This is a genomic window from Pseudomonas sp. R32 (assembly GCF_009866705.1).
Lineage (GTDB): Bacteria > Pseudomonadota > Gammaproteobacteria > Pseudomonadales > Pseudomonadaceae > Aquipseudomonas > Aquipseudomonas donghuensis.
In genome coordinates, this window is sequence record NZ_CP019396.1 from 2743617 (window position 1) to 2764424 (window position 20808).

The 20808-nt window shown below is 64.6% G+C and carries 19 protein-coding genes; 14 read left to right on the plus strand and 5 right to left on the minus strand.

Features of this window, described 5'->3' with window-relative positions:
- Window positions 1-66 precede the first annotated feature (66 nt).
- A complete protein-coding gene (locus PspR32_RS13005) occupies window positions 67-1401 on the minus strand; it encodes an MFS transporter (RefSeq protein ID WP_159388638.1) in 1335 nt (444 codons plus the stop codon).
- 161 nt (window positions 1402-1562) lie between these two features.
- On the opposite strand from PspR32_RS13005, the gene PspR32_RS13010 reads away from it, so the two are divergent.
- Both PspR32_RS13010 and PspR32_RS13015 read left to right on the plus strand, forming a co-directional pair.
- The gene (locus tag PspR32_RS13010; RefSeq protein WP_159388639.1) at window positions 1563-2663 is read left to right on the plus strand and encodes a sugar diacid recognition domain-containing protein; all 1101 of its coding nucleotides are present in this window, start codon (window positions 1563-1565) and stop codon (window positions 2661-2663) included.
- Window positions 2664-2773: 110 nt separating this feature from the next.
- Window positions 2774-3937: a glycerate kinase gene (locus tag PspR32_RS13015; protein ID WP_100783265.1), complete on the plus strand. Its 1164-nt coding sequence runs from the start codon at window positions 2774-2776 to the stop codon at window positions 3935-3937.
- 23 nt (window positions 3938-3960) lie between these two features.
- On the opposite strand, the gene PspR32_RS13020 is transcribed toward PspR32_RS13015, so the two are convergent.
- The gene (locus tag PspR32_RS13020) at window positions 3961-4920 is read right to left on the minus strand and encodes a site-specific integrase (RefSeq protein ID WP_159388640.1); all 960 of its coding nucleotides are present in this window, start codon (window positions 4918-4920) and stop codon (window positions 3961-3963) included.
- A gap of 178 nt (window positions 4921-5098) precedes the next feature.
- On the opposite strand from PspR32_RS13020, the gene PspR32_RS13025 reads away from it, so the two are divergent.
- The gene (locus tag PspR32_RS13025) at window positions 5099-6070 is read left to right on the plus strand and encodes a DNA-binding protein (protein WP_159388641.1); all 972 of its coding nucleotides are present in this window, start codon (window positions 5099-5101) and stop codon (window positions 6068-6070) included.
- Here the strand turns inward: PspR32_RS13025 and PspR32_RS13030 are convergent.
- Window positions 6055-6576 (minus strand): GNAT family N-acetyltransferase, encoded by a 522-nt coding sequence (locus tag PspR32_RS13030; protein ID WP_159388642.1) that lies wholly within the window; start codon window positions 6574-6576, stop codon window positions 6055-6057. The genes PspR32_RS13025 and PspR32_RS13030 overlap by 16 nt on opposite strands.
- A 258-nt stretch (window positions 6577-6834) precedes the next feature.
- Here PspR32_RS13030 and PspR32_RS13035 point away from each other — a divergent pair, with 258 nt between their 5' ends.
- From PspR32_RS13035 to PspR32_RS13070, 8 genes are all read left to right on the plus strand, one after another.
- The gene (locus PspR32_RS13035; protein ID WP_159388643.1) at window positions 6835-8151 is read left to right on the plus strand and encodes a flavin-containing monooxygenase; all 1317 of its coding nucleotides are present in this window, start codon (window positions 6835-6837) and stop codon (window positions 8149-8151) included.
- Complete coding sequence (locus PspR32_RS13040) at window positions 8151-8561, plus strand: RidA family protein (protein ID WP_003201555.1); 411 nt, start codon at window positions 8151-8153, stop codon at window positions 8559-8561. Before PspR32_RS13035 ends, PspR32_RS13040 begins: the two co-directional genes overlap by 1 nt.
- 10 nt (window positions 8562-8571) lie before the next feature.
- Window positions 8572-9246 carry a DUF1028 domain-containing protein gene (locus PspR32_RS13045; protein ID WP_036995646.1) on the plus strand — a complete coding sequence of 225 codons (675 nt, stop codon included), beginning with the start codon at window positions 8572-8574 and terminating at the stop codon, window positions 9244-9246.
- Complete coding sequence (gene argE / locus PspR32_RS13050) at window positions 9239-10402, plus strand: acetylornithine deacetylase (RefSeq protein WP_159388644.1); 1164 nt, start codon at window positions 9239-9241, stop codon at window positions 10400-10402. The genes PspR32_RS13045 and argE overlap by 8 nt, the downstream gene beginning before the upstream one ends.
- 16 nt (window positions 10403-10418) lie before the next feature.
- Window positions 10419-11912 (plus strand): aldehyde dehydrogenase, encoded by a 1494-nt coding sequence (locus PspR32_RS13055; RefSeq protein ID WP_036995643.1) that lies wholly within the window; start codon window positions 10419-10421, stop codon window positions 11910-11912.
- Window positions 11913-11997: 85 nt separating this feature from the next.
- On the plus strand, window positions 11998-13437 hold the full coding sequence (locus PspR32_RS13060; protein WP_159388645.1) for an APC family permease: 1440 nt from the start codon (window positions 11998-12000) through the stop codon (window positions 13435-13437).
- Window positions 13434-14816, plus strand: coding sequence for an aspartate aminotransferase family protein (locus PspR32_RS13065; RefSeq protein WP_036995642.1), 1383 nt, complete (start codon window positions 13434-13436; stop codon window positions 14814-14816). The genes PspR32_RS13060 and PspR32_RS13065 overlap by 4 nt, the downstream gene beginning before the upstream one ends.
- Window positions 14817-14870: 54 nt before the next feature.
- Window positions 14871-15911, plus strand: coding sequence for an ABC transporter substrate-binding protein (locus PspR32_RS13070; RefSeq protein ID WP_010220454.1), 1041 nt, complete (start codon window positions 14871-14873; stop codon window positions 15909-15911).
- 70 nt (window positions 15912-15981) lie between these two features.
- Here PspR32_RS13070 and PspR32_RS13075 read toward each other — a convergent pair whose 3' ends face one another.
- On the minus strand, window positions 15982-16893 hold the full coding sequence (locus tag PspR32_RS13075; protein ID WP_010226047.1) for a LysR substrate-binding domain-containing protein: 912 nt from the start codon (window positions 16891-16893) through the stop codon (window positions 15982-15984).
- Window positions 16894-17085: 192 nt separating this feature from the next.
- Here PspR32_RS13075 and PspR32_RS13080 point away from each other — a divergent pair, with 192 nt between their 5' ends.
- Entirely contained in the window at window positions 17086-17301 is a 216-nt protein-coding gene (locus tag PspR32_RS13080) for a hypothetical protein (protein WP_010226049.1), read from the plus strand.
- Here PspR32_RS13080 and PspR32_RS13085 read toward each other — a convergent pair.
- Window positions 17298-18005, minus strand: a complete 708-nt coding sequence (locus tag PspR32_RS13085) for an MgtC/SapB family protein (RefSeq protein WP_010226050.1) — start codon at window positions 18003-18005, stop codon at window positions 17298-17300. The genes PspR32_RS13080 and PspR32_RS13085 overlap by 4 nt on opposite strands.
- Before the next feature lie 463 nt (window positions 18006-18468).
- Here PspR32_RS13085 and PspR32_RS13090 point away from each other — a divergent pair, with 463 nt between their 5' ends.
- Entirely contained in the window at window positions 18469-20616 is a 2148-nt protein-coding gene (locus PspR32_RS13090; RefSeq protein ID WP_100783258.1) for an FUSC family protein, read from the plus strand.
- On the plus strand, window positions 20606-20806 hold the full coding sequence (locus tag PspR32_RS13095; RefSeq protein WP_010226052.1) for a DUF1656 domain-containing protein: 201 nt from the start codon (window positions 20606-20608) through the stop codon (window positions 20804-20806). Before PspR32_RS13090 ends, PspR32_RS13095 begins: the two co-directional genes overlap by 11 nt.
- Window positions 20807-20808: the final 2 nt, after the last annotated feature.

The following is a 20808-nucleotide window of genomic DNA, read 5'->3' on the forward strand; positions in this document are numbered from 1 at the left end:
CCAGCTCCCACATCACCGGAACCTGTGGGAGCTGGCTTGCCAGCGATAGCAGCGCCGCGCAGTTGATCAGTTCGCCGGCTCAGCCACCGTCCCGGAAGCCCGCGCCCGCGAAACCCGCAACGCCACCAGGCTGCCAAACACAATCAACCCCGCCAGCGAATACAGCGCGGCATCGGTGGAGCCGGTCTGGTCCTTGATGAACCCGACCAGGTAGGGGCTGAGAAAGCCGGCCATCTGCCCGACCGAGTTGATGATTGCCAGGCCCGCCACGGCAGTGCCGGCGCTGAGCAGGGCGGTCGGCATCGGCCAGAACATCGGCAGGCCGGTGAGGGCGCCCATGGTGGCGATGCTCAAGCCGATAATGGCGATCACCGGGCTGTGAGCGAAGTTCACTGCGATCAGCAGCCCCAGTGCCCCCATCAGCATCGGCACCACCAAATGCCAGCGCCGCTCGTTGCGCAGGTCTGCCGAACGCCCGACCAGCAGCATGAACACCCCGGCCAGTAGGTAGGGGATCGCACTCAGCCAGCCGATCAGCAAGGCATCACTGAAGCCCAGGTTCTTGATGATCGACGGCAGCCAGAAGTTGATCGCGTAGACGCCGCTCTGGATGCAGAAGTAGACGAAACCGAAGGTCCAGATCAGCGGATTGGCGAACACCGACAGCAGGCTGTCGCTGCTCGTCACCGGCTTGCTGGCGGCATCGGCCTTGAGGTCGGCCTCGATCATCTGGCGCTCGGCCGGGCTCAGCCACGTAGCTTTGGCGTAGCCATCGCTGAGCAGGAAGATCGCCAGAAAGCCCAGCAGCACGGTGGGCAGGCCCTGGATCAGGAACATCCACTGCCAGCCGGCCAGGCCATGCTGGCCGGCGGCGAAGTGATTGAGAATCCAGCCCGAGAACGGCCCGCCGAGCAGCCCGGATACCGGGATCGCCGACATGAACAGGGCCATGATCCGCCCGCGACGGGCCGCCGGGAACCAGCGCGAAAGGTACAGCACGATGCCGGGGAAGAAGCCCGCTTCGGCAGCGCCGGTAAACAGGCGCAGCACATAGAACTCCATCGGCGTGGTGACGAACAGCAGGCAGGTCGACAGCGTGCCCCAGGCGATCATCATCAGCGCGATCCAGCGCCGTGGGCCGAAGCGATTGAGCGCCAGGTTGCTGGGCAGGCCGCACAGTACGTAGCCGATGAAGAAGATCCCGGCACCCAGGCCGTAGATGGTTTCGCTGAACGTGAGTGCATCGAGCATCTGCAGCTTGGCGAAGCCGACGTTGACCCGGTCCAGATAGTTGAACAGGTAGCAGATGAAGATGAACGGAATCAGCCGCAGGGTAATGCGCCGATACAGCGCATTGCGGGTGACGTCTTGGCCTTGGTCAGGGGCAGGGCTGTATGACATGATTCTCTCTCTGTTGTTATGTTTATCGCCGCAACCTGCGTCAAGGCGGCTGCTGCGACGAGTCTCGGTGAGCGGGCCGTGGCTGTCTTTGTGCTTTTGCACAGCATTTCGCCTGGCCTGCTGTGCCCCGGACCAATCATTGCGACAACAAGGATCCTCCCATGTTCGAACTGGACCATGACCTGGCACAAGACATCGTCGAGCGGGCGATGGCGATCCTGCCGTGCAACGTCAACGTCATGGACAGCCAGGGCCTGATCCTGGGCAGCGGCGAACCGGAGCGCATCAACACCCGCCATGAGGGTGCGCAGCTGGTGTTGGCCAACGGCCGTATCGTCGAGCTCGACGTGGACGCGGCCAAGTGCCTGAAGGGCGTGCAGCCCGGGGTCAACCTGCCGCTGTTTCTCGATGGGCGGCTGATCGGCGTACTTGGCCTGACCGGTGATCCGCAGCAGTTGCGTACCTATGGCGAGTTGGTGCGCATGACCGCCGAAATGCTCCTGGCCCAGCGTCACCTGCAGGTCGAGCAACAGTGGCGGCGGCAACGTTGTGATGACTTGCTGGCCTTGTTGCTGGGAGGCTCTGGCGACTCGCCGCGCTTGGTCGATGAAGCCCGGCAGCTCGGGCTCAAGCCGCAGTTGCCGCGCATTCCCTGCCTGTTCGAACTGGATGCCGGGCCTCCCGCTGAAGCGCTGGCCAGCTGGTTGATGAGCCGCTATCCAGACAGCTGGTGCGTCAGCCCGGCACGCCAATCGCTGTTATGGTGCCGGCCCGCCAGCGTCGCCCTGGATGAGTTGAAATTGCTTGAGCGGCTGCAGCGTCACGGCTGGCAGGTCCAGCGCCTGGCCGCTGGGACGGCGACGCAAAGCCTGGAGCAATTGCGCCGCGGCTACCGCCGGGTGCGTGATCTGCTGGCCTATGGGCGTGAAGTGCTGCCGGCGGAGCGCGTGCTGACCCTGAGCCACTATCGGCTGCCGGCCCTGCTGTGGCGCCACCGCAACGATGACGCCCTGGACGAAGTGCTCGAACCACTGCAGCGCATCCGCGCCAAGGACAACAGCGGCCAGTTGCTGGCCACCCTGCGCGCCTGGTGCGCCCATGATGGCCAGAGCCAGGCCTGTGCCGACGCCCTGGGCATTCACCGCAACAGCCTGCGCTACCGCCTGGAACGCATCGCCGAGCTGAGCGAGGTCGACCCGTTGCGGCTGGAAGGGATGCTCAGCTTGTACCTGGGCTTGCAGTTGCTGCCGGCCGGTAGCTGACACCGGCTTTGGCCAAGTGCCAAACAAAGCGCGGCGGTTTTTGTGCATTCGACCGACGCCCGATGAAGGCCCAGCTGTCAGCATGCAGGCATCTGGATCAGGAGACCCCCATGAAAATCGTCATCGCCCCCGACTCGTTCAAGGACAGCCTCAGCGCTGAAGGTGTGGCTGCGGCCATTGCCGCAGGTATTGCCCAGGTATTGCCGCAGGCGCAACTGGTCCAGTGCCCGATGGCCGACGGCGGTGAGGGCAGCATGGAGGCCATCGTTGCCGCCTGTGCTGGCGAGTTGCGCAGCCTGCAGGTGCGCGGGCCGCTGGGTGAGCCGGTGGAGGCGGGCTGGGGCTGGCTGGCCGAGAGCCACACGGCGATCATCGAAATGGCCACCGCCAGCGGCTTGCAACTGCTTCGCCTCGATCAGCGCGATGCGTGCCGCAGCAGCACCTTCGGCACCGGCCAGCTGATCAGCGCGGCACTGGATGCCGGTGCCCGGCGGATCATCCTGGCCATCGGCGGCAGTGCGACCAATGACGCCGGCAGCGGCATGCTGCGTGCGCTGGGCCTGCGGTTGTTCGATGCTGATCATCAGCCGCTGGCCGACGGCGGCCTGGCCTTGGCTCGGCTTGCCCGGATCGACGCCAGCGCGCTGGACTCGCGTCTGGCTGATGTACAGCTGGAAGTCGCCGCGGACGTTGACAACCCGCTGTGTGGCAGCAATGGCGCGTCAGCGATTTTCGGCCCGCAAAAGGGCGCAAGCCCCGAGCAGGTAGAAGCCCTGGACCAGGCCCTTGGGCACTTTGCCGATCACTGCGCACAACTGCTGGGCACCGACGTGCGGGATTTTCCCGGATGTGGCGCGGCCGGCGGCATGGGCTTTGCCGCCAAGGCGTTCATGCAGGCCGCCTTCCGCCCGGGGATCGAGGTCGTGGCGGAACTGGCCGGGCTGGAGGCGGCGGTGCAGGGGGCTGACCTGGTGATTACCGGCGAAGGCCGTTTCGACGCGCAAACCCTGCGCGGCAAGACGCCGTTCGGCGTGGCCCGGGTGGCGCGGCGCCACGCCGTGCCGGTGGTGGTGATCGCCGGCACGCTGGGGGATGGCTACGAACAGCTGTACGCCCACGGCATCGACGCCGCATTTGCCTTGACCAGCGGGCCGATGACCCTGGAGGCGGCCTGTGCCAATGCACCAGCCTTGCTCCAGGCGCGGGCCCGCGACATTGCCCGCCTGTGGAATTGCGCCCGCAAGACCTGTGCGAGCGGGCTTGACCCGCGATGAGGCCAGCACCTTCACTATTTGTTTTAAGCCTGATCCGTCAGTAGCCCAGCGGTGCTGCCACCTTCGAGCAGCGCCAGCTCGCCAAACGACACCGAGGCATCGATATAGCGCAGCGCCGACTTGGCATCCTTCCAGCCGACATAGCTCATCAGCGCCTTGAGCTCCCAGCCATTGCTGCTGGCCCAGGTGGCAAACCCGCGGCGTAGCGAGTGACCGGTATATAAAGCTGCCGGAACACCTGCGCGCTCAAGGATGCGTCGCAGCAAAGCGATCAAGCTGTTGCTGTTGAGGGCCTGTTTGCCGAGGTTGCCCCAGCGGTCGAGCTTGCGAAACACCGGCCCGTGGGCAATGCCCGCCACTTCGATCCACTGCAGGTAAGCCTGCACCGGGCACAGGACCTTGAGCGCCGGTGCCCGGTGCCGCACGCCGAGCGCCTGGCGGTCGCCCTTGCTGCGCGGCAGGAAGATCGTCATGCCGACGCCCGCCTGCGCCTGGATATGCTCGACCTGCAGGCGCGCCAGTTCATCACCGCGAAATCCTCGCCAGAAACCGATCAACAGCAAGGCCTTGTCACGGCTGGCGCGCAGTAGTGCAGGCAAATCGTGCCGGGCGCGGGCCTGGGTCGCTTCGCCTTCCAGCACCGCAACCGCGGTTTGCAGATGCTGTATGAGCAGCGGTGTGGCTTGCCTGGGCTCTGCCGGATGCAGGGTGCGAATGCCCTTGAGCATCTGCCGCACCAGCGGTGCCTTGGTCGGGTCGGGAAACCCCTGGCTGACATGCCATTGGCCCAGCGCTGCCAGGCGCTGCTTGAGGGTGCTGATCGAATGGCTCTGGGCGTGGTCGGCCAGGTAGCGGGCGATGCTGTCTGCGGTGGCCGGCAAAAAACCGCCCCAGCTCACTTCGAAGTGCTCCACCGCCGCCTGATAGCTGCGCCGGGTGTTGTCGCGCACCGCCGCCTGCAGATAGCGCTCGATCGTATTCATCGCCTGGTTCCTCGCCTGTCGTACCGCCCGGGCACCTTTACTCGGCATTTTAGCGCCTTAGATGCGATAAGCCGTGATTATTTTATCTCAGTAGCAGGTTCATCAAGCACAGAGGCAGGTGATGAGATAGTATGTAAATACATGGTACGTATCACAGTACGAAATCGTAGGAGCTGACATGGCCCGTGGCGGCATCAACCAGGCATTAGTGCACAAGGCGCGGCAAGCATTGCTGGCCCGTGGCGAGCATCCAAGTATCGATGCGGTACGTATCGAACTGGGCAATACCGGTTCGAAAACCACCATTCACCGTTACCTGAAAGCGCTGGAGAGCCTGCAGCCCGCCGTGCCTGCCAGTGCGCCAAACCTCAGTGGCACGCTGGCGACATTGGTCGAGCAACTGGCTGAACAGTTGCGGGAGGAGGGCGAGGCGCGCATCGAGCAAGCCCGTAGCGCGTTTGAACAACAGCGCCAGACGTTGCTCGCGCAAGTACAGATCAGCCAGCAGGCGTTGGCCGCATTGCAACAGCAGCACGACATCCAGGCGGCGGCACTGGCCGGCGAGTCAGAAGCCTTGGCCACCGCCCGCAGCACCCTGCAAAGCGAGCAGACGCGTAACGCCACCCTCAACCAGGCCGTCGGCGAGCTGAACCTGCGTCTGGCGGACAAGGACGAGCAGATCCGCTCGCTGGAAGACAAGCACCAGCATGCCCGCGATGCCCTTGAGCATTACCGCAACGCCAGCCGCGAGCAGCGTGATCAGGATCAGCGCCGTCATGAGGCCCAGGTGCAGTTGCTGCAGGTGGAAGTGCGCCAGTTGCAGCAGACCCTGATCGTCAAACAGGACGAGCTGACCCGGCTGAACCGCGACAACGAAGGCTTGCTGGTGCAGATCCGCACCCTCAAGGAGGCCCAGCGTGGCTTCAAGACCCAGAGCGAGCGTCAGCAGGCGCAGATCCAGGGCTTGGAGGTAAAGCTTGCGCAGCTCAGCGGATCACGTGACGAACTGGAGAAACAGAACAAGGACCTGGCCTTGAGCCTGGCCGAACGGGTCTCGGAGCTGCGCCGCCAGTTGCAGCTGATTGGCAAGCAGGAAGCGCAACTGCGCCAGGCTGAACGCGCCGGCGAGCAGGCTCAGGACAAGGGCTGAAGATCAAGGCGCATGGCGCAGCGCCCGGTCAGCCCCTGCAACTGTTCACGTGTCAATTGCTGGTGCAGGGCCGGGCTGAGTTGCTGTTCGGTCAGTAGCGCGAAACCCAGGCGGGCATAGAAGGGCGCGTTCCAGGGCACCTGGGCGAACGTGGTCAGGGTCAGGCCCTGAAAGTCGTGTTCGCGGGCCCACTGGCAGGCGGTGTTGATCAGCCCGCGACCATGGCCTTGACCCTGGACGTGCTGGGCAACCGACAGTTCATGAACGAACAGGTCGGCACCCGACGGCGTGGCGCAGAGAAACCCCAGGGGTTGATCGTCTGGGTCTACCAGCACCCATTCATGGCCCTGATCGATAAAGGCCAGGTGCTCAGCCGTGCTCATGACCGGCCCCTGGGCAATCCATTCAAGGCCGTGATGATGGATAAAGGATTGCGCCGCCGAACGCTCGACGGCGGGCAGCAGGGGGGCGTCTTCGACGCGGGCCAGGCGAATGTTCAGGGGCATGATGGCAACTGTGCAGGGTAAAGCTGCAGTGTCGTCAATCGTCGGCCGATCCGCAACAGGTGGGCCTTTTGGCACTTTTGGACTAACGCCAGAAACGTACTAGCGACCGCTTCGCGCTCGATCGCTGGCAAGCAGCCCCAGTTTTTTACTCTCTAACAACCACAAAAATCATAATTTCGCGTTTTCCCGCGCGCTCCCAGAATGCGCCCTACACCCTCCCACGGCTACCCGCGTGGGACAACTCAGTAGGGCGCAGACATGACAACCCATAAAACCAAGATCGATACGCTTGTAGTTGGCGCCGGGCAAGCCGGTGTGGCCATGAGTGAACACCTGAGCCGCCTGGGCGTGCCGCACCTGGTGCTGGAACGCAAGCGCATTGCCGAAGCCTGGCGCACCGGCCGCTGGGATTCGCTGGTGGCCAACGGCCCGGCCTGGCACGACCGCTTCCCGGGCCTGGAATTCGAGGGCCTGGACCCGGATGCCTTCGCCGGCAAGGACCAGGTTGCCGATTACTTCGAAGCCTACGCCCGTAAGTTCAACGCGCCGATCCGCACCGGCGTCGATGTCACCCAGGTAGTGCGCAACAGCGATCGCCCGGGGTTCACCGTGCAAACCAGCGACGGGGTGATCGAAGCCCTGCAGGTGGTGGTCGCCACCGGCCCGTTCCAGCGCCCGGTGATCCCGCCGATTGCCGCGCAACAGTCGAGCGTGCTGCAGATCCACTCGGCCGCGTACCGCAACCCGCAGCAGCTGCCTGAAGGGGCGGTGCTGGTGGTCGGTGCCGGCTCCTCGGGGGTGCAGATCGCCGATGAACTGCAACGCGCCGGCAAGCAGGTGTACCTCTCGGTCGGTGCCCACGACCGGCCGCCACGGGCCTACCGCAACCGTGATTTCTGCTGGTGGCTGGGCGTGCTCGGCGAGTGGGATGCCGAGACCATGCAACCGGGCAAGGAGCACGTGACCATCGCCGTCAGCGGTGCGCGCGGCGGCCATACGGTCGATTTTCGCAGGCTGGCGCAGCAGGGCATGACCCTGGTCGGCCTGACCAAGGGCTTTGACAATGGCGTGGTCAGTTTCGAGGCGAACCTGGCCGAGAACATCGCCCGCGGTGACGAAAACTACCTGGCGCTGCTCGATGCCGCCGACGCCTATATCGCCCGCAATGGCCTCGACCTGCCGCAAGAGCCGCAAGCGCGGGAGATTCTCCCCGACCCGCAGTGCCTGACCCAGCCGATTCTCGAACTCGACCTGGCCAAGGCCGGCGTCAGCACCATCATCTGGGCCACCGGCTATTCGGTGGACTACAGCTGGTTGCAGGTCGACGCCTTCAAAGACAACGGCAAGCCCCGCCACCAGCGCGGCGTGTCCAGCGAGCCGGGGGTCTATTTCGTCGGCCTGCCATGGCTGTCGCGGCGCGGCTCGGCGTTTATCTGGGGCGTGTGGCACGACGCCAAGCACATCGCCGAGCACATTGCCAAGCAACGCACCTACCTCAATTACCGCGACGCCGCGCAACGCCAAGCCGAGCGCGAAGCGTCCAGCCAACCTGCCAGCCTGATCGGAGCCCGTTGATGCCTACTCATACCCGTATTCGTATGTTCAACACCAAAGACACCTACCCCAACCAGACCCTGGACAACGACCTGTGCCAGGCCGTGCGTGCCGGCAACACCGTGTATGTGCGGGGCCAGGTGGGCACCGACTTCAATGGCCAATTGGTCGGCCTCGGTGATCCACGGGCCCAGGCCGAGCAGGCCATGCGCAACGTCAAGCAGTTGCTGGAGGAGGCCGGTAGCGACCTCAGTCATATCGTCAAGACCACCACCTACCTGATCGACCCGCGCTACCGCGAGCCGGTGTACCAGGAGGTCGGCAAATGGCTCAAGGGCGTGTTTCCGATCTCCACGGGCCTGGTGGTCAGCGCCCTCGGCCAGCCGCAGTGGCTGATGGAAATCGACGTGATTGCGGTCATCCCCGAATAAGGAGCGTGCCATGACCTTTTCCATCGTTGGCCGCTGCGCCGACACCGGCCAACTGGGCATTGCCATCAGCTCATCGAGCATCGCCGTCGGCGCCCGCTGCCCGTGGCTGCGCAGCGGCGTCGGTGCGGTGTCGAGCCAGAACATCACCTTGCCGGCCCTCGGCCCGCAGATACTCGACGGCCTCGATGAAGGCCTGGCGCCGCACCAGGCCCTGGACCGGGCCTTGACCCGCAACGGTTACAGCCAATACCGCCAGGTGGCGGTGATCGATGCCCAGGGGCGCACGGCGCTGTTCAGCGGCAACCATGCGCTGGGCATCCACAATGCCGTGGCCGGTGAGCAATGCGTGGCGGCGGGCAACCTGCTGGCCAACAGCGCGGTGATCGAGCGCATGGTCGAGGTTTTCGAGAACAGCGAGGGCTGCTTGGCCGCCCGCTTGCTCAGCGCGCTGCAGGCCAGCCAGGACGCCGGCGGCGAAGCCGGGGCGGTGCATTCGGCGGCGCTGTCGGTGGTCGGCGAGCTGCTCTGGCCGATCGTCGACCTGCGCGTGGACTGGGCCGAGGAAAACCCCATTGGCGAGCTAAACAAACTCTGGACCGCTTACCAGCCGCAGTTGCAGGACTACCTGACCCGCGCCCTCAACCCGACCTTGGCGCCGAGCTACGGAGTGCCGGGCGATGAGTGAGCTGCGCAGCCGTGCCTTGTTGGCCAGGCTGATCGGCTTTGCCACGGTCAGTCGCGATTCGAACCTGGCCTTGATCGAGTTCGTCCGCGACTACCTGCACGGCCTGGGGGTGAGCTGCGAGCTGATCTACAACGACGAACGGACCAAGGCCAACCTGCTGGCCAGCATCGGCCCGGCAGTGGCGGGCGGGGTGGTGCTGTCGGGGCATACCGACGTAGTGCCGGTGGACGGCCAGGCGTGGACGGTCGAGCCGTTCAGCCTCACCGAGCGCGACGGCAAGCTGTACGGCCGTGGCACCGCCGACATGAAAGGCTACCTGGCTTCGGTGCTGGCGGCGGTGCCGCTGTTTCTGCAACGCCCCCTGCGCCGGCCAGTGCACCTGGCGTTCTCCTATGACGAGGAGGTCGGCTGCCTGGGCGTGCGCAGCCTGCTGGAGCTGTTGCCCCGGCGTATCGCGCAACCGGCGCTGTGCCTGATCGGCGAGCCCACCGAGCTCAAGCCAGTGCTCGGCCACAAGGGCAAGTTGGCCATGCGCTGCCACGTACACGGTGCGCCGTGTCATTCGGCCTATGCGCCGTATGGCGTCAACGCCATCGAGCAGGCGGCGCGCTTGATCGGCCGCCTGGGCGACATCGGCCAGCGCCTGGCGGCGCCGGAGCATCACGATGCGCGCTTCGATCCGGCGTTCTCCACCGTGCAGGTTGGGGTGATCCACGGCGGCACGGCGCTGAACATCGTCCCGGCCACTTGCCGCTTCGACTTTGAGGTACGCGCCTTGCCGGCCTTCGAGCCGCAGGCGGTGGTGGACGAGCTGCAACGTTATGCGCAGCAAACGCTGCTGCCGGCCATGCAAGCGGTCAAGGCCGACACGGCGATTCGCTTCGAGCCGCTGTCCGCTTACCCGGGCCTGGCCACCGCGCCTGAGAGCGCGGCGGCGCAACTGGTTGCGCAGCTGTGCGGCAGCGACGCCTTCAGCACCGTGGCCTTTGGCACCGAAGGCGGCTTGTTCGACCAGGCCGGGATCCCGGCCGTGGTGTGCGGGCCGGGCAGCATGGACCAGGGCCACAAGCCGGATGAATTTGTCAGCGTCGAACAGATGGCGGCCTGTGACCGCCTGATGGACCGTTTGGCCGAATACCTCTCCAACAACGGATAACAATAAGGAGTCTGCGGTGAAAAACTGCAACGAGTGGACAACCCTGGCGCAACAGCAGCGCCTGATCGACAGCGCGTTTATCGACGGCGAGGCCTGTCAAGCGCGCAGCGGGGCGCGATTCGATGTCATCAACCCGGCCACCGGCAAGCTACTGGCCCAGGTTGCAGCCTGCGGCCAGGTCGAGGTCGACCAGGCCGTGCACAGTGCTCGCCAGGCGTTCGAGCAAGGCTCCTGGGCGAAGAGGGCACCGACCGAGCGTAAGGCCGTGCTGCTGCGCCTGGCGCAATTGATGCTCGAACACCGCGATGAGCTGGCATTGCTCGACTCGCTGAGCATGGGCAAGCCGGTGATGGATGCCTGGAACATCGACGTGCCGGGCGCCGCCCATGTGTTTGCCTGGTACGGCGAAAGCCTCGACAAACTCTACGATCAGGTGGCGCCGACCGCCAGCAATGCCCTGGCGACCATCACCCGCGTGCCGCTGGGGGTGATCGGCGCCGTGGTGCCGTGGAACTTCCCGCTGGACATGGCCGCCTGGAAGCTTGCCCCGGCATTGGCCGCGGGCAATAGCGTGGTGCTCAAACCGGCCGAGCAATCGCCGTTCTCGGCGCTGCGCCTGGCCGAGCTGGCGATTGAAGCGGGCATTCCCAGGGGCGTGCTCAACGTCGTGCCGGGCCTGGGCGAGGAGGCTGGTCGCGCTCTGGGCCTGCACATGGACGTCGATGCTCTGGCGTTCACCGGCTCCACCGAGGTCGGCAAGTACTTCATGCAGTACGCCGCGCAGTCGAACCTCAAGCAGGTGTGGCTCGAATGCGGTGGCAAGAGCCCGAACCTGGTGTTTGCCGACTGCCAGGACCTGGACCTGGCGGCCGAGAAAGCCGCGTTCGGGATCTTCTTCAACCAGGGCGAAGTCTGCTCGGCCAATTCGCGCCTGCTGGTGCAGCGCTCGATCGCCGATGCGTTCATTGCGCGTCTGATCGACAAGGCGCGCCAGTGGCAGCCGGGCAATCCGCTGAACCCGGCGAGCCGCGCCGGGGCCATCGTCGACAGCCGCCAGGCGCAGCGGATCATGCATTACATCGAGCAGGCCCAGGCCGAGGGCGCGCAGCTGGTGTGTGGTGGTCGGCAGTTGAGTTTCGACGGCTCCAGCAACTTCATCGAGCCGACGATCTTTACCGGCGTAACCGCTGAAATGACCCTGGCCCGCGAAGAGGTCTTCGGCCCGGTGCTGGCGGTCAGCGTGTTCGATGACGAAGACCAGGCAGTGGCCATGGCCAATGACCATATCTATGGCTTGGCGGCTTCGCTGTGGACCGACGACCTTAACCGCGCCCACCGCGTCGCCCGGCGGTTGAATGCCGGGACGGTGTCGGTCAATACCGTCGATGCCCTGGATGTGACCGTGCCCTTTGGCGGCGGCAAGCAGTCGGGTTTTGGCCGCGACCTGTCGCTGCATTCGTTCGACAAGTACACGCAGCTTAAAACCACCTGGATTCAGCTGCGTGGCTGAAGGCCTGTGGGAGCTGGCTTGCCAGCGATGAGGCCAGCACAGGCAACAACTCTGTTCTTCCAATAACAACAACTCGGAGCAACCGATGAACAGCAATGCAAGCGTGCAAACCGGCGCCCTGGCGCCGCCTGCAAGTCGCAAGAAACTCGGCCTCACAGCGCTGTTGGCGGTGGCTATCGGCCTGGTGGTGTCCCAGGGCGTCATGGTGCTGATGCTGCAAGGCGTCGGCATCGCCGGTCTGGGCTTTATCGTGCCCCTGGGCCTGGCCTATCTGCTGGCCCTGAGCTACGCCTGTTCGTTCTCGGAGCTGGCGCTGATGATCCCCCGCGCCGGCAGCCTGAGCAGCTACACCGAAGTCGCCATCGGTCAGTTCCCGGCGATCCTGGCGACCTTCTCCGGCTATGTGGTGGTGGCGATGTTCGCCCTGTCGGCCGAGCTGTTGCTGATGGAGTTCATCATCGACAAGGTCTACCCGCACGCCATGCCGCCCTTGACCGTGGCCCTCGGGGTGCTGGCGCTGTTCACCGTGCTCAACCTGTTCAACATCGACATCTTCGCCCGCCTGCAAACGGTGCTGGCGGTGGTGATGACCGTGGTGTTGCTGGTGATGGGCCTGAGCGCGATGAACAGCGATATCGTCGCGCCCAACCCGGCGTTGTTCGACAGTGCCCACTGGAACCCGCTGGGCCTGGGGGTGATCGCCCTGACGGCGATGGCGGTGTGGGGCTTTGTCGGCGCCGAGTTCGTTTGCCCACTGGTAGAAGAAACCCGCCGTCCGGAGCGCAACATACCGGGGTCGATGATGCTCGGCCTGACCATCATCTTCGTGATCATCAGCCTGTACGGCCTGGGTGCCTTGCTCACCGTGCCGCAGGCGGAACTGGCCAGCAACGGCCTGCCGCACTACCTGTTCGCCACCACGGTGTTCGGTGAGGCCGGCAAGGTGTTCCTGGTCACCGCCGCGATTACCGCCACCTGCAGCACCCTCAACAGCTCGCTGGCGGCGATCCCGCGCATGCTCTTGGGCATGGCCCGCAACGGCCAGGCCTTCGGCGTGTTCAAGCGCCAGGGCAAGCGCACCGGTGCGCCCTGGGTGGCAGTGCTGTTCATCGCTGCGGTCACCGGCCTGCCGTTGCTGCTGATGCACGACCATGCCGATGCGATCAACCAGCTGCTGTTGTCCGCCGCCCTGGCCTGGTTGCTGGCCTACATCATCACCCACGTCAACGTCATCGCCCTGCGCCGGCGTTACCCGCAGGTGGCGCGGCCGTTCCGCACGCCGTTCTACCCGTTGCCGCAGCTGTTCGGTATCGCCGGCATGCTGTTTGCGATCTGGAACGTCTCGCCGAGCCCGGACATGACCTTTTCGATTTTTGCCTACGCAGGCCTGGTGCTGCTGATCGTCTCGATCATCGCCGTGCTGTGGATCAAGGGTGTGATGGGCAAGCCGCTGTTCAAGCCCGAGCCGCTGGAAAGCGTGCTGGGCACTCAACACGATAAAAACCCGCAAGGAGACTCGCAATGACCGCTCAAGAGAAACCTGTCCGTAGCACCGGTGATTACCAGGCAGCGGACGCCGCGCACCACATTCATGCCTTTCTTGACCAGAAGGCACTGAACGCCGAAGGCCCACGGGTGATCGTCCGTGGCCAAGGCCTGGCCTTGTGGGACAACGACGGCAAACGCTACCTGGACGGCATGTCGGGGCTGTGGTGCACCAACCTCGGCTATGGCCGCAAGGACCTGGCCGCGGCCGCCAGCCAGCAGCTTGAGCAACTGCCGTACTACAACATGTTCTTCCACACCACCCACCCGGCGGTGGTCGAGCTGTCCGAGCTGCTGTTCAGCCTGTTGCCGGCGCACTACAGCCACGCGATCTACACCAACTCCGGCTCCGAAGCCAACGAGGTGCTGATCCGTACCGTGCGCCGCTACTGGCAGATCCTCGGCCAGCCGCAGAAGAAGATCATGATCGGCCGCTGGAACGGCTACCACGGCTCGACCCTGGGCGCCACGGCGCTGGGCGGGATGAAGTTCATGCACGACATGGGCGGGGTGATCCCCGATGTTGCACACATCGACGAGCCGTACTGGTTCGCCCACGAAGGCGACCTGACCCCGGCCGAATTCGGCCTGCGCGCAGCGCGCCAGCTGGAAGAAAAGATCCTCGAACTGGGTGCCGAGAACGTTGCTGCCTTCGTTGCCGAGCCGTTCCAGGGCGCTGGCGGCATGATCTTCCCGCCCGAAAGCTACTGGCCGGAAATCCAGCGCATCTGCCGTCAATACGACGTGCTGCTGTGCGCCGATGAGGTGATCGGTGGCTTTGGCCGGACCGGCGAGTGGTTCGCCCACCAGCACTTTGGTTTCGAGCCCGACACCCTGTCGATCGCCAAGGGCCTGACCAGCGGCTACATCCCCATGGGCGGCCTGATCCTCTCCAAGCGCATGGCGCAAGTGCTGGTGGAGCAGGGCGGGGTGTTCGCCCACGGCCTGACCTATTCCGGCCACCCGGTGGCGGCGGCGGTGGCGATTGCCAACCTCAAGGCCTTGCGCGACGAAGGCATCGTCAGCCGGGTCAAGCAGCAGACCGGCCCGTACCTGCAGCGCTGCCTGCGTGAGGTGTTCGGCAACCACCCATTGATTGGCGAGGTACAGGGCACCGGCCTGGTTGCCGCCTTGCAGTTCGCCGAAGACAAGGCCAGCCGCAAGCGCTTCGCCAACGAAAACGACATGGCCTGGCGTTGCCGCACCCTCGGTTTTGAAGAAGGCCTGATCATCCGCTCGACCCTGGGCCGAATGATCATGGCCCCGGCCCTGGTGGCCAGCCACGCCGACATCGATGAACTGGTCGACAAGACCCGTACCGCCGTAGACCGTACCGCCCGCGAATTCGGTCGCCTGTAAGCCCACAAGCGGCCGGCGCGTGCGGGCGCGTCGGCCTATTAGAGGAACCGCTTCATGTCCAGATCCTTGCGTTGCTGTGTTCCCTTTGCCCTGGTTTTGCTGTGCAGCGCCGTGTCGGCTGCGCCGCAGAACCTCACCGTCATCTCTTTTGGCGGTGCCACCAAGCAGGCCCAGGACAAGGCCTACTTCCAACCTTTCAACGCCAGCGGTGCAGGACGCGTGGTTGCCGGCGAGTACAACGGTGAGCTGTCGAAGATCAAGGCCATGGTCGATGTCGGCCATACCAGCTGGGATGTGGTCGAAGTCGAAAGCCCGGAGCTGCTGCGCGGCTGCGACGAGGGCCTGTTCGAACGCCTCGATCCGGCGCGCTTCGGCGACCCGGCGCAGTTCGTGCCGGGCACCCTGAGTGAATGCGGGGTGGCCACCTATGTGTGGTCGATGGTCATGGCCTACGACAACGGCAAGCTGGCCAGGGCGCCGAGCTCCTGGGCGGACTTCTGGAACGTTGCCGACTTCCCTGGCAAGCGCGGCTTGCGCAAGGGCGCCAAGTACACCCTGGAAATCGCCTTGCTCGCCGACGGCGTCAAGCCCGAGCAGTTGTATCAAGTGCTCGGCACCGCCGAGGGCGTCAGCCGCGCCTTTGCCAAGCTGGACCAGATCAAAGGCAATATCCAGTGGTGGGAAGCCGGCGCGCAACCGGCGCAGTGGCTGATCGCCGGTGACGTGGTCATGAGCGCGGCCTACAACGGCCGGATCGCCTCGGCGCAGAAGGAGGGCATGAAGCTCAGCATCGTCTGGCCGCAGAGCCTGTACGACCCGGAGTACTGGGCGGTGGTCAAGGGCACGCCGAACAAAGCGTTGGCCGAGGATTTCATTGCCTTTGCCAGCCAGCCACAGACCCAGAAGGTGTTCTCCGAGCAGATCCCCTACGGGCCGGTACACCGCGAGGCGTTGAAGCTGCTGCCGGCGACTGTCCAGCAGCAGTTGCCGACCGCAGAAGCCAACCTGGCCGGGGCGCGGGCGGTGGATGCCGGGTTCTGGGTGGACCATGGCGAGGAACTGGAGCAGCGTTTCAACGCCTGGGCGGCGCGCTGAGTTCATCGCGGGGCAAGCCCGCTCCCACAGATAATGTGGGAGCGGGCTTGCCCCGCGATGCTGTTGAACCCTAAGCCAGCCACGCGGCAAACTGCTCCTTGCAGTAATCGACAAACAGCTGCGCAGGCTTGGTCAGTTGCGCACGCTTGAGCCAGCCAGCCACCAGCGCCGATCCGGTGACATCTTCGGCAATCTCCACGCAGACCACCTCCTGGCCATCATAGGTGCTATGGCCATGGGGCTTGGTCACCAGCAGGGCAAAGCCAAAGCCCTGGCCCACCATGCCGCGCACCATCTCGATCGATGGCGAGCTGAAGACGATGTTGGGGCTCAGTTGCAACTCTTCGAAAATACTCACGAAATAGGTTCGGCTGGGCTGCACGTCGAGGAGGATCATTGGCTCCAGGGCCAGGTCACGGATCGACACCTGGGCCTGCCCGGCAAAGCGATGGCCGGCCGGCACCAGCGCATAGGGGCGCTGCGGGGCGGTCAGGGCTTCGACTTCGATGGTGCTGTCCAAATCGTGCTCATAGAAGATCGCCAGGTCGAAACGCCCGCCGGTCAGGCCTTGCACCAGTTCCTGCTGCTCGCCGTCCTGCAGGCGGATCTCCACGCCCGGGAAGCGCTGGCGAAAGCCGGCGATCAGGCGCGGCAGGTAGAGCGGGGCGACGGTCTCGAAGCAGCCGATGTCGATCTGGCCACAAACCACGTCATTGTCGGCCAGGGCGTTCTGTTCGAACTCGCGGGCCATGCGCAGCAGTTCCTGGGCCTTGCGGTAGAAGCGTGCACCACTTGGGGTCAGTGAAACGCCCTGGGCGTGATGGCGGATGAACAGCTGTACGCCGAAGCTGTCTTCCAGGCCCTTGATCGCCGTGGAGATCGACGGCTGGGCGATGTACAGCTTGCGCGACGCCTCGGCGACGCTGCCGCATTCAACGGTGGTGACGAAGTACTTCAACTGACGCAAGGTATAGGACGCCACAGTGCACCTCTGGCTGATTATTTTGCTACACGATACCCCTTGATCAGCTGGGTGCTGCAGCGGATTTTACTTGCCACTGGGCATATTTTTGCGGGCCTGCCGTTGATCGCCTGGACGGCACTGCAGGCACTCAAAACACCTCGAAACTGTACGGTGCGCATACTTTTGCGCCGCTATTGCGAGGTAGTTGTCATGAGCCAGCCACGTCCCGAAAGTGATCCCCTCTGGAAGGATCCACTTAACAACCCGCAGCGCGAACATGACCCGGTCAGTGACCCCAACGTAGCAGATGACCGGCAACGGCGCGACCCGTCCCAGGACATCGAGCGCATGCCCGATGCCCCGTCGCTGGACGACCCCCTGCCCAAGCCTGATCAGCCCACCCCGCTGTCGGACGATCGCCGTTAATCGGCCGTGAGCTCCTGCACTTGCCAACGCACCGAGCTCACGCCTTTTTCCAGGCTCACCCGGCTGACCAGGCGTTCAAGCTGGGTGGGCGCATCGGGGCTGCCCATCAGTTCGGCGCGCACTTCCAGCTTGGCCGGGTTGGCCAGGTCTTCACTGTGCAGCGACTGCAGGCGCAGACCGCCGTTGCCGAAGCTGTGCAGCATCAGGCTGCGCACCTGGATCTCGTCCTCGGCGCGACAGGTGATGCGCACTTCAAAGCGCTGCTCGGCCTCGTTGGCCGGCAGCACGTCCTGATGATTCAGGCGCTGGGCGATGTCGCGCAGCAGGATATTGGCGCACAGCACCACGCAACTGCCCAGCGCGGCCTCCAGCAGCAGGCCCAGGCTGCACAGCACGCCAACGGCCGCGGTGCACCAGAGCGTGGCGGCGGTGTTCAGGCCGCGCACGTTGAGGCCGTCGCGCATGATCACGCCACCGCCGAGAAAGCCGATGCCCGAGACCACATACGCGGCAACGCGCGAGGCATCGGTCGCGGCCATGCCCGGCACCGCCTGGGTCATCAGCACGAACAGGCAGGCGCCGGTGCTGACCAGCGCGTTGGTGCGCAGGCCGGTCAGGCGCTGACGCAGTTGACGCTCGGCGCCGATCAGCGCCCCGAGTACCAGCGCGACGGTGACGCGCAGCAGAAATACTTTCCAATCCATAGCAAACCTCGAATCCACGGCAATGCGCCGCTTTGGCATCGACCCCAAAGGTGATGCTCGTGAACAAAGAGAATGCGCAGGGCCACGAACCTTCAACACCATTGAAGGTGCCAGGTGTGCGGGAGGGAGAATGAGGATTTGTCATCCGCAAGGGATGCGAATCGCCACTAACCGCCATGTTCGGCGTGCCAGTGGCAGAAGCAACCTGCTGAACTAGCGCGCCGTGTGGACCTGTCGCAATCGACCAGAGCTACTGTCCAATGCAGGACTCCTGTGTAGGCATGCAAAAATGCGGGCGAGAAACTAACCCTCGGGCCTGGCAGGGTCAAGGGTAAAAACATGACATTTGTTGTTTGATAGCGGTTTATCGTTCCGGATTTGCAACGCTCTGGGTCATATCGTGGTCTTTCCCTGGAGCGCTTCTATGGCTAGTGTTCGCTGAAAGGACTTTCGAGAGACCGGTGTGCAACCATTGATCAATTACTGGCGGCTGGTGCTGCATCCGGGGGCAGACACCCTGCGCTTCGCCCTGCGGACCATCGTCGCCTGCCTGTTGACCTTGTACCTGGCGTTCATCTTTGACCTGGACCAACCCAAGTGGTCGATCATGGCGGTGTTCATCGTCAGCCAGCCTCTGGGCGGCATGACCTTGCAACGCAGCTTCGCCCAGGTGCTCGGCACCACCCTCGGGGCGGCGGTGGCGGTGCTGATCATGGCGCTGTTCCCGCAGGCGCCGTTGCCGTTCATCATCACCCTGGCGCTGTGGCTGGCCCTGTGTACCGCCGGCGGTACCTTGTTGCGTTACACCAGCTCGCATGCCTTCGTGCTCAGTGGTTTTACCGCCGTGGTGGTGGCGATGCTGGCGATCCCCGAGCAGGACAACACCTTGATGCTGGCCATTACCCGGGTCACCGAAACCCTGCTGGCGGTGGCCTGTGTGTGTGCGGTCAGCCTGCTCAGTGCGCGGCCGCAGGCGGTGGCCACGGGGTACTTTGCCAAGATCGACAACCTGATCAAACTCATGGCCAGCCATGCTGCGGCGGCGATTCGCGGTGAGCAAAGCGCTGCCGAGTTCACCAAGCGGCAGATGCAGATCCTTGGTGAGATCAGCGCCCTGGAAGGCCTGCGCCGGCACCTGTACTTCGATGCGCCGCATTTGCGCGGGGCCAACGGCCTGGTGCAGCTATTGGGCAACCAGTTGGTGCTGCTCAGCTCGCGGCTGACGGTTTTGCGTAACCAGAAGCTGATGATCGCCGAGCGTTGGCAGGGCAGTTACCCGGAGTTCATCAGCCGCCTGCTGGCCGATGAGCTGGCCTTTCTCGACCAGTTGGCGCAGCAGGGCCGTGCCTTGCCGGCACCGGCCCGTGAGCATTTCAGTGCCCTGCAGCGGCGCTTCGACCAGGCCGCGCTGCAAGCCGAGCAGCTGCAAAGCGACCTGCCAACCCCATTGCGCTCGCTGGCCTGGGCCTTGCGCTGGGAGCAAGCGCGGTTGCTTGAACAGCTGGGGGAAATGCTCGAACTCAGCGATGCCATTCAGGAAGGCCGTGCCGGCGACTGCCTGTACCGCCAAGGGCGCACCAACCCTTTGCACCTGGACTGGCGCCTGGCGGCAATGAATGCCAGCCGCGCCTTTATCGCCCTGGTCGCTGCCGGGCTGATCTGGATCGAGACCGCCTGGGACGGCGCCCGCGCCGGAATGATCCTGGTAGGGATTCTGTGCTCGCTGATGGCGACCTTTCCGCGCCCGCTGATGGCCGCGCAGAACTACGCCCGTGGCCTGGGCCTGGCGCTGGTGGTGTCGGCGCTGTACCAGTTCTGGCTGATCCCGCAGGTGGTCGACTTCGAAATGCTCGCGCTGTTGCTGGTGCCGTTGCTCTATGTGGTGGCGGTAGGGTTGTCGGGGCCGATGACCGCGGGGATCGGCATGGGCCTGGGCCTGTCGAGCTTTTTGCTGTTCGGCCCGCAGAACATCGGCGCCTGGCAGAACACCGCGATGCAGTGGTTTGAATTCGCCGGTGCCTATGCCTGTGGCGCGGCGCTGTCATTGATGGTGTATGCGTGGATATTCCCGTTCAACCCGCAGTTGCGCATCGAACGGCTGTTTCGCGAAACCCGTGAACAGGTCTATGCCTTGCTCAAGGGCCCGGCCTCGGATGAACGCCAGTTCGCCTTCGAAAGTCGCATGGTCGACCGCCTGACCCTGATTATCGGCCTGCTGCCGGCCACAACGGATGCGCGTTCGCGGGCGCTGTTCGAGGTCAACCTGGCGTGCATGGCCCTGGGCGTGGCCTTGCGCCAGTTGCAGGAGCAGGGCAGGGTCAACCCGTTGCTGCCGGAGGCAATGCGCACCCAGCTTGAGCAGGTGTTGCGCAATACTGGCCGGTACATTGCCGGGCGTACCGCGGTGGTGCTGCCAACCTTGCTGCAGACCCTGCAGGACCTGGGTGAGCGCCTCGACAACCTGCACGGCGAACAGCTGCAGGCGCCGGCCGAACAGCTACGCTCGCTGTTCCGGATCCGTGTGGCCTTGCTGGTGATCGCCGGTTTCTTGCGTCACTACAGCTCTTATCTTCAACCTGCAGATGAAGGAGCCCCGGCCCTTGCCCATTGATTTCGAGATTGGCGGCGTCTACCTGCCACCGATTGCCCAGGCGTTGCTGCTGGCTATACCGCTGTTGATTGCCGTGCTCTGGCTGCTGCAAAAGCTGGGGGTCATGCAGCGGGTCTGGCATCCGGCCCTGTTTGAAGGCGCGTTGTACGCCTGCCTGTGCGCGTTGATCATCCTGTACATGGGGAGCTGAAC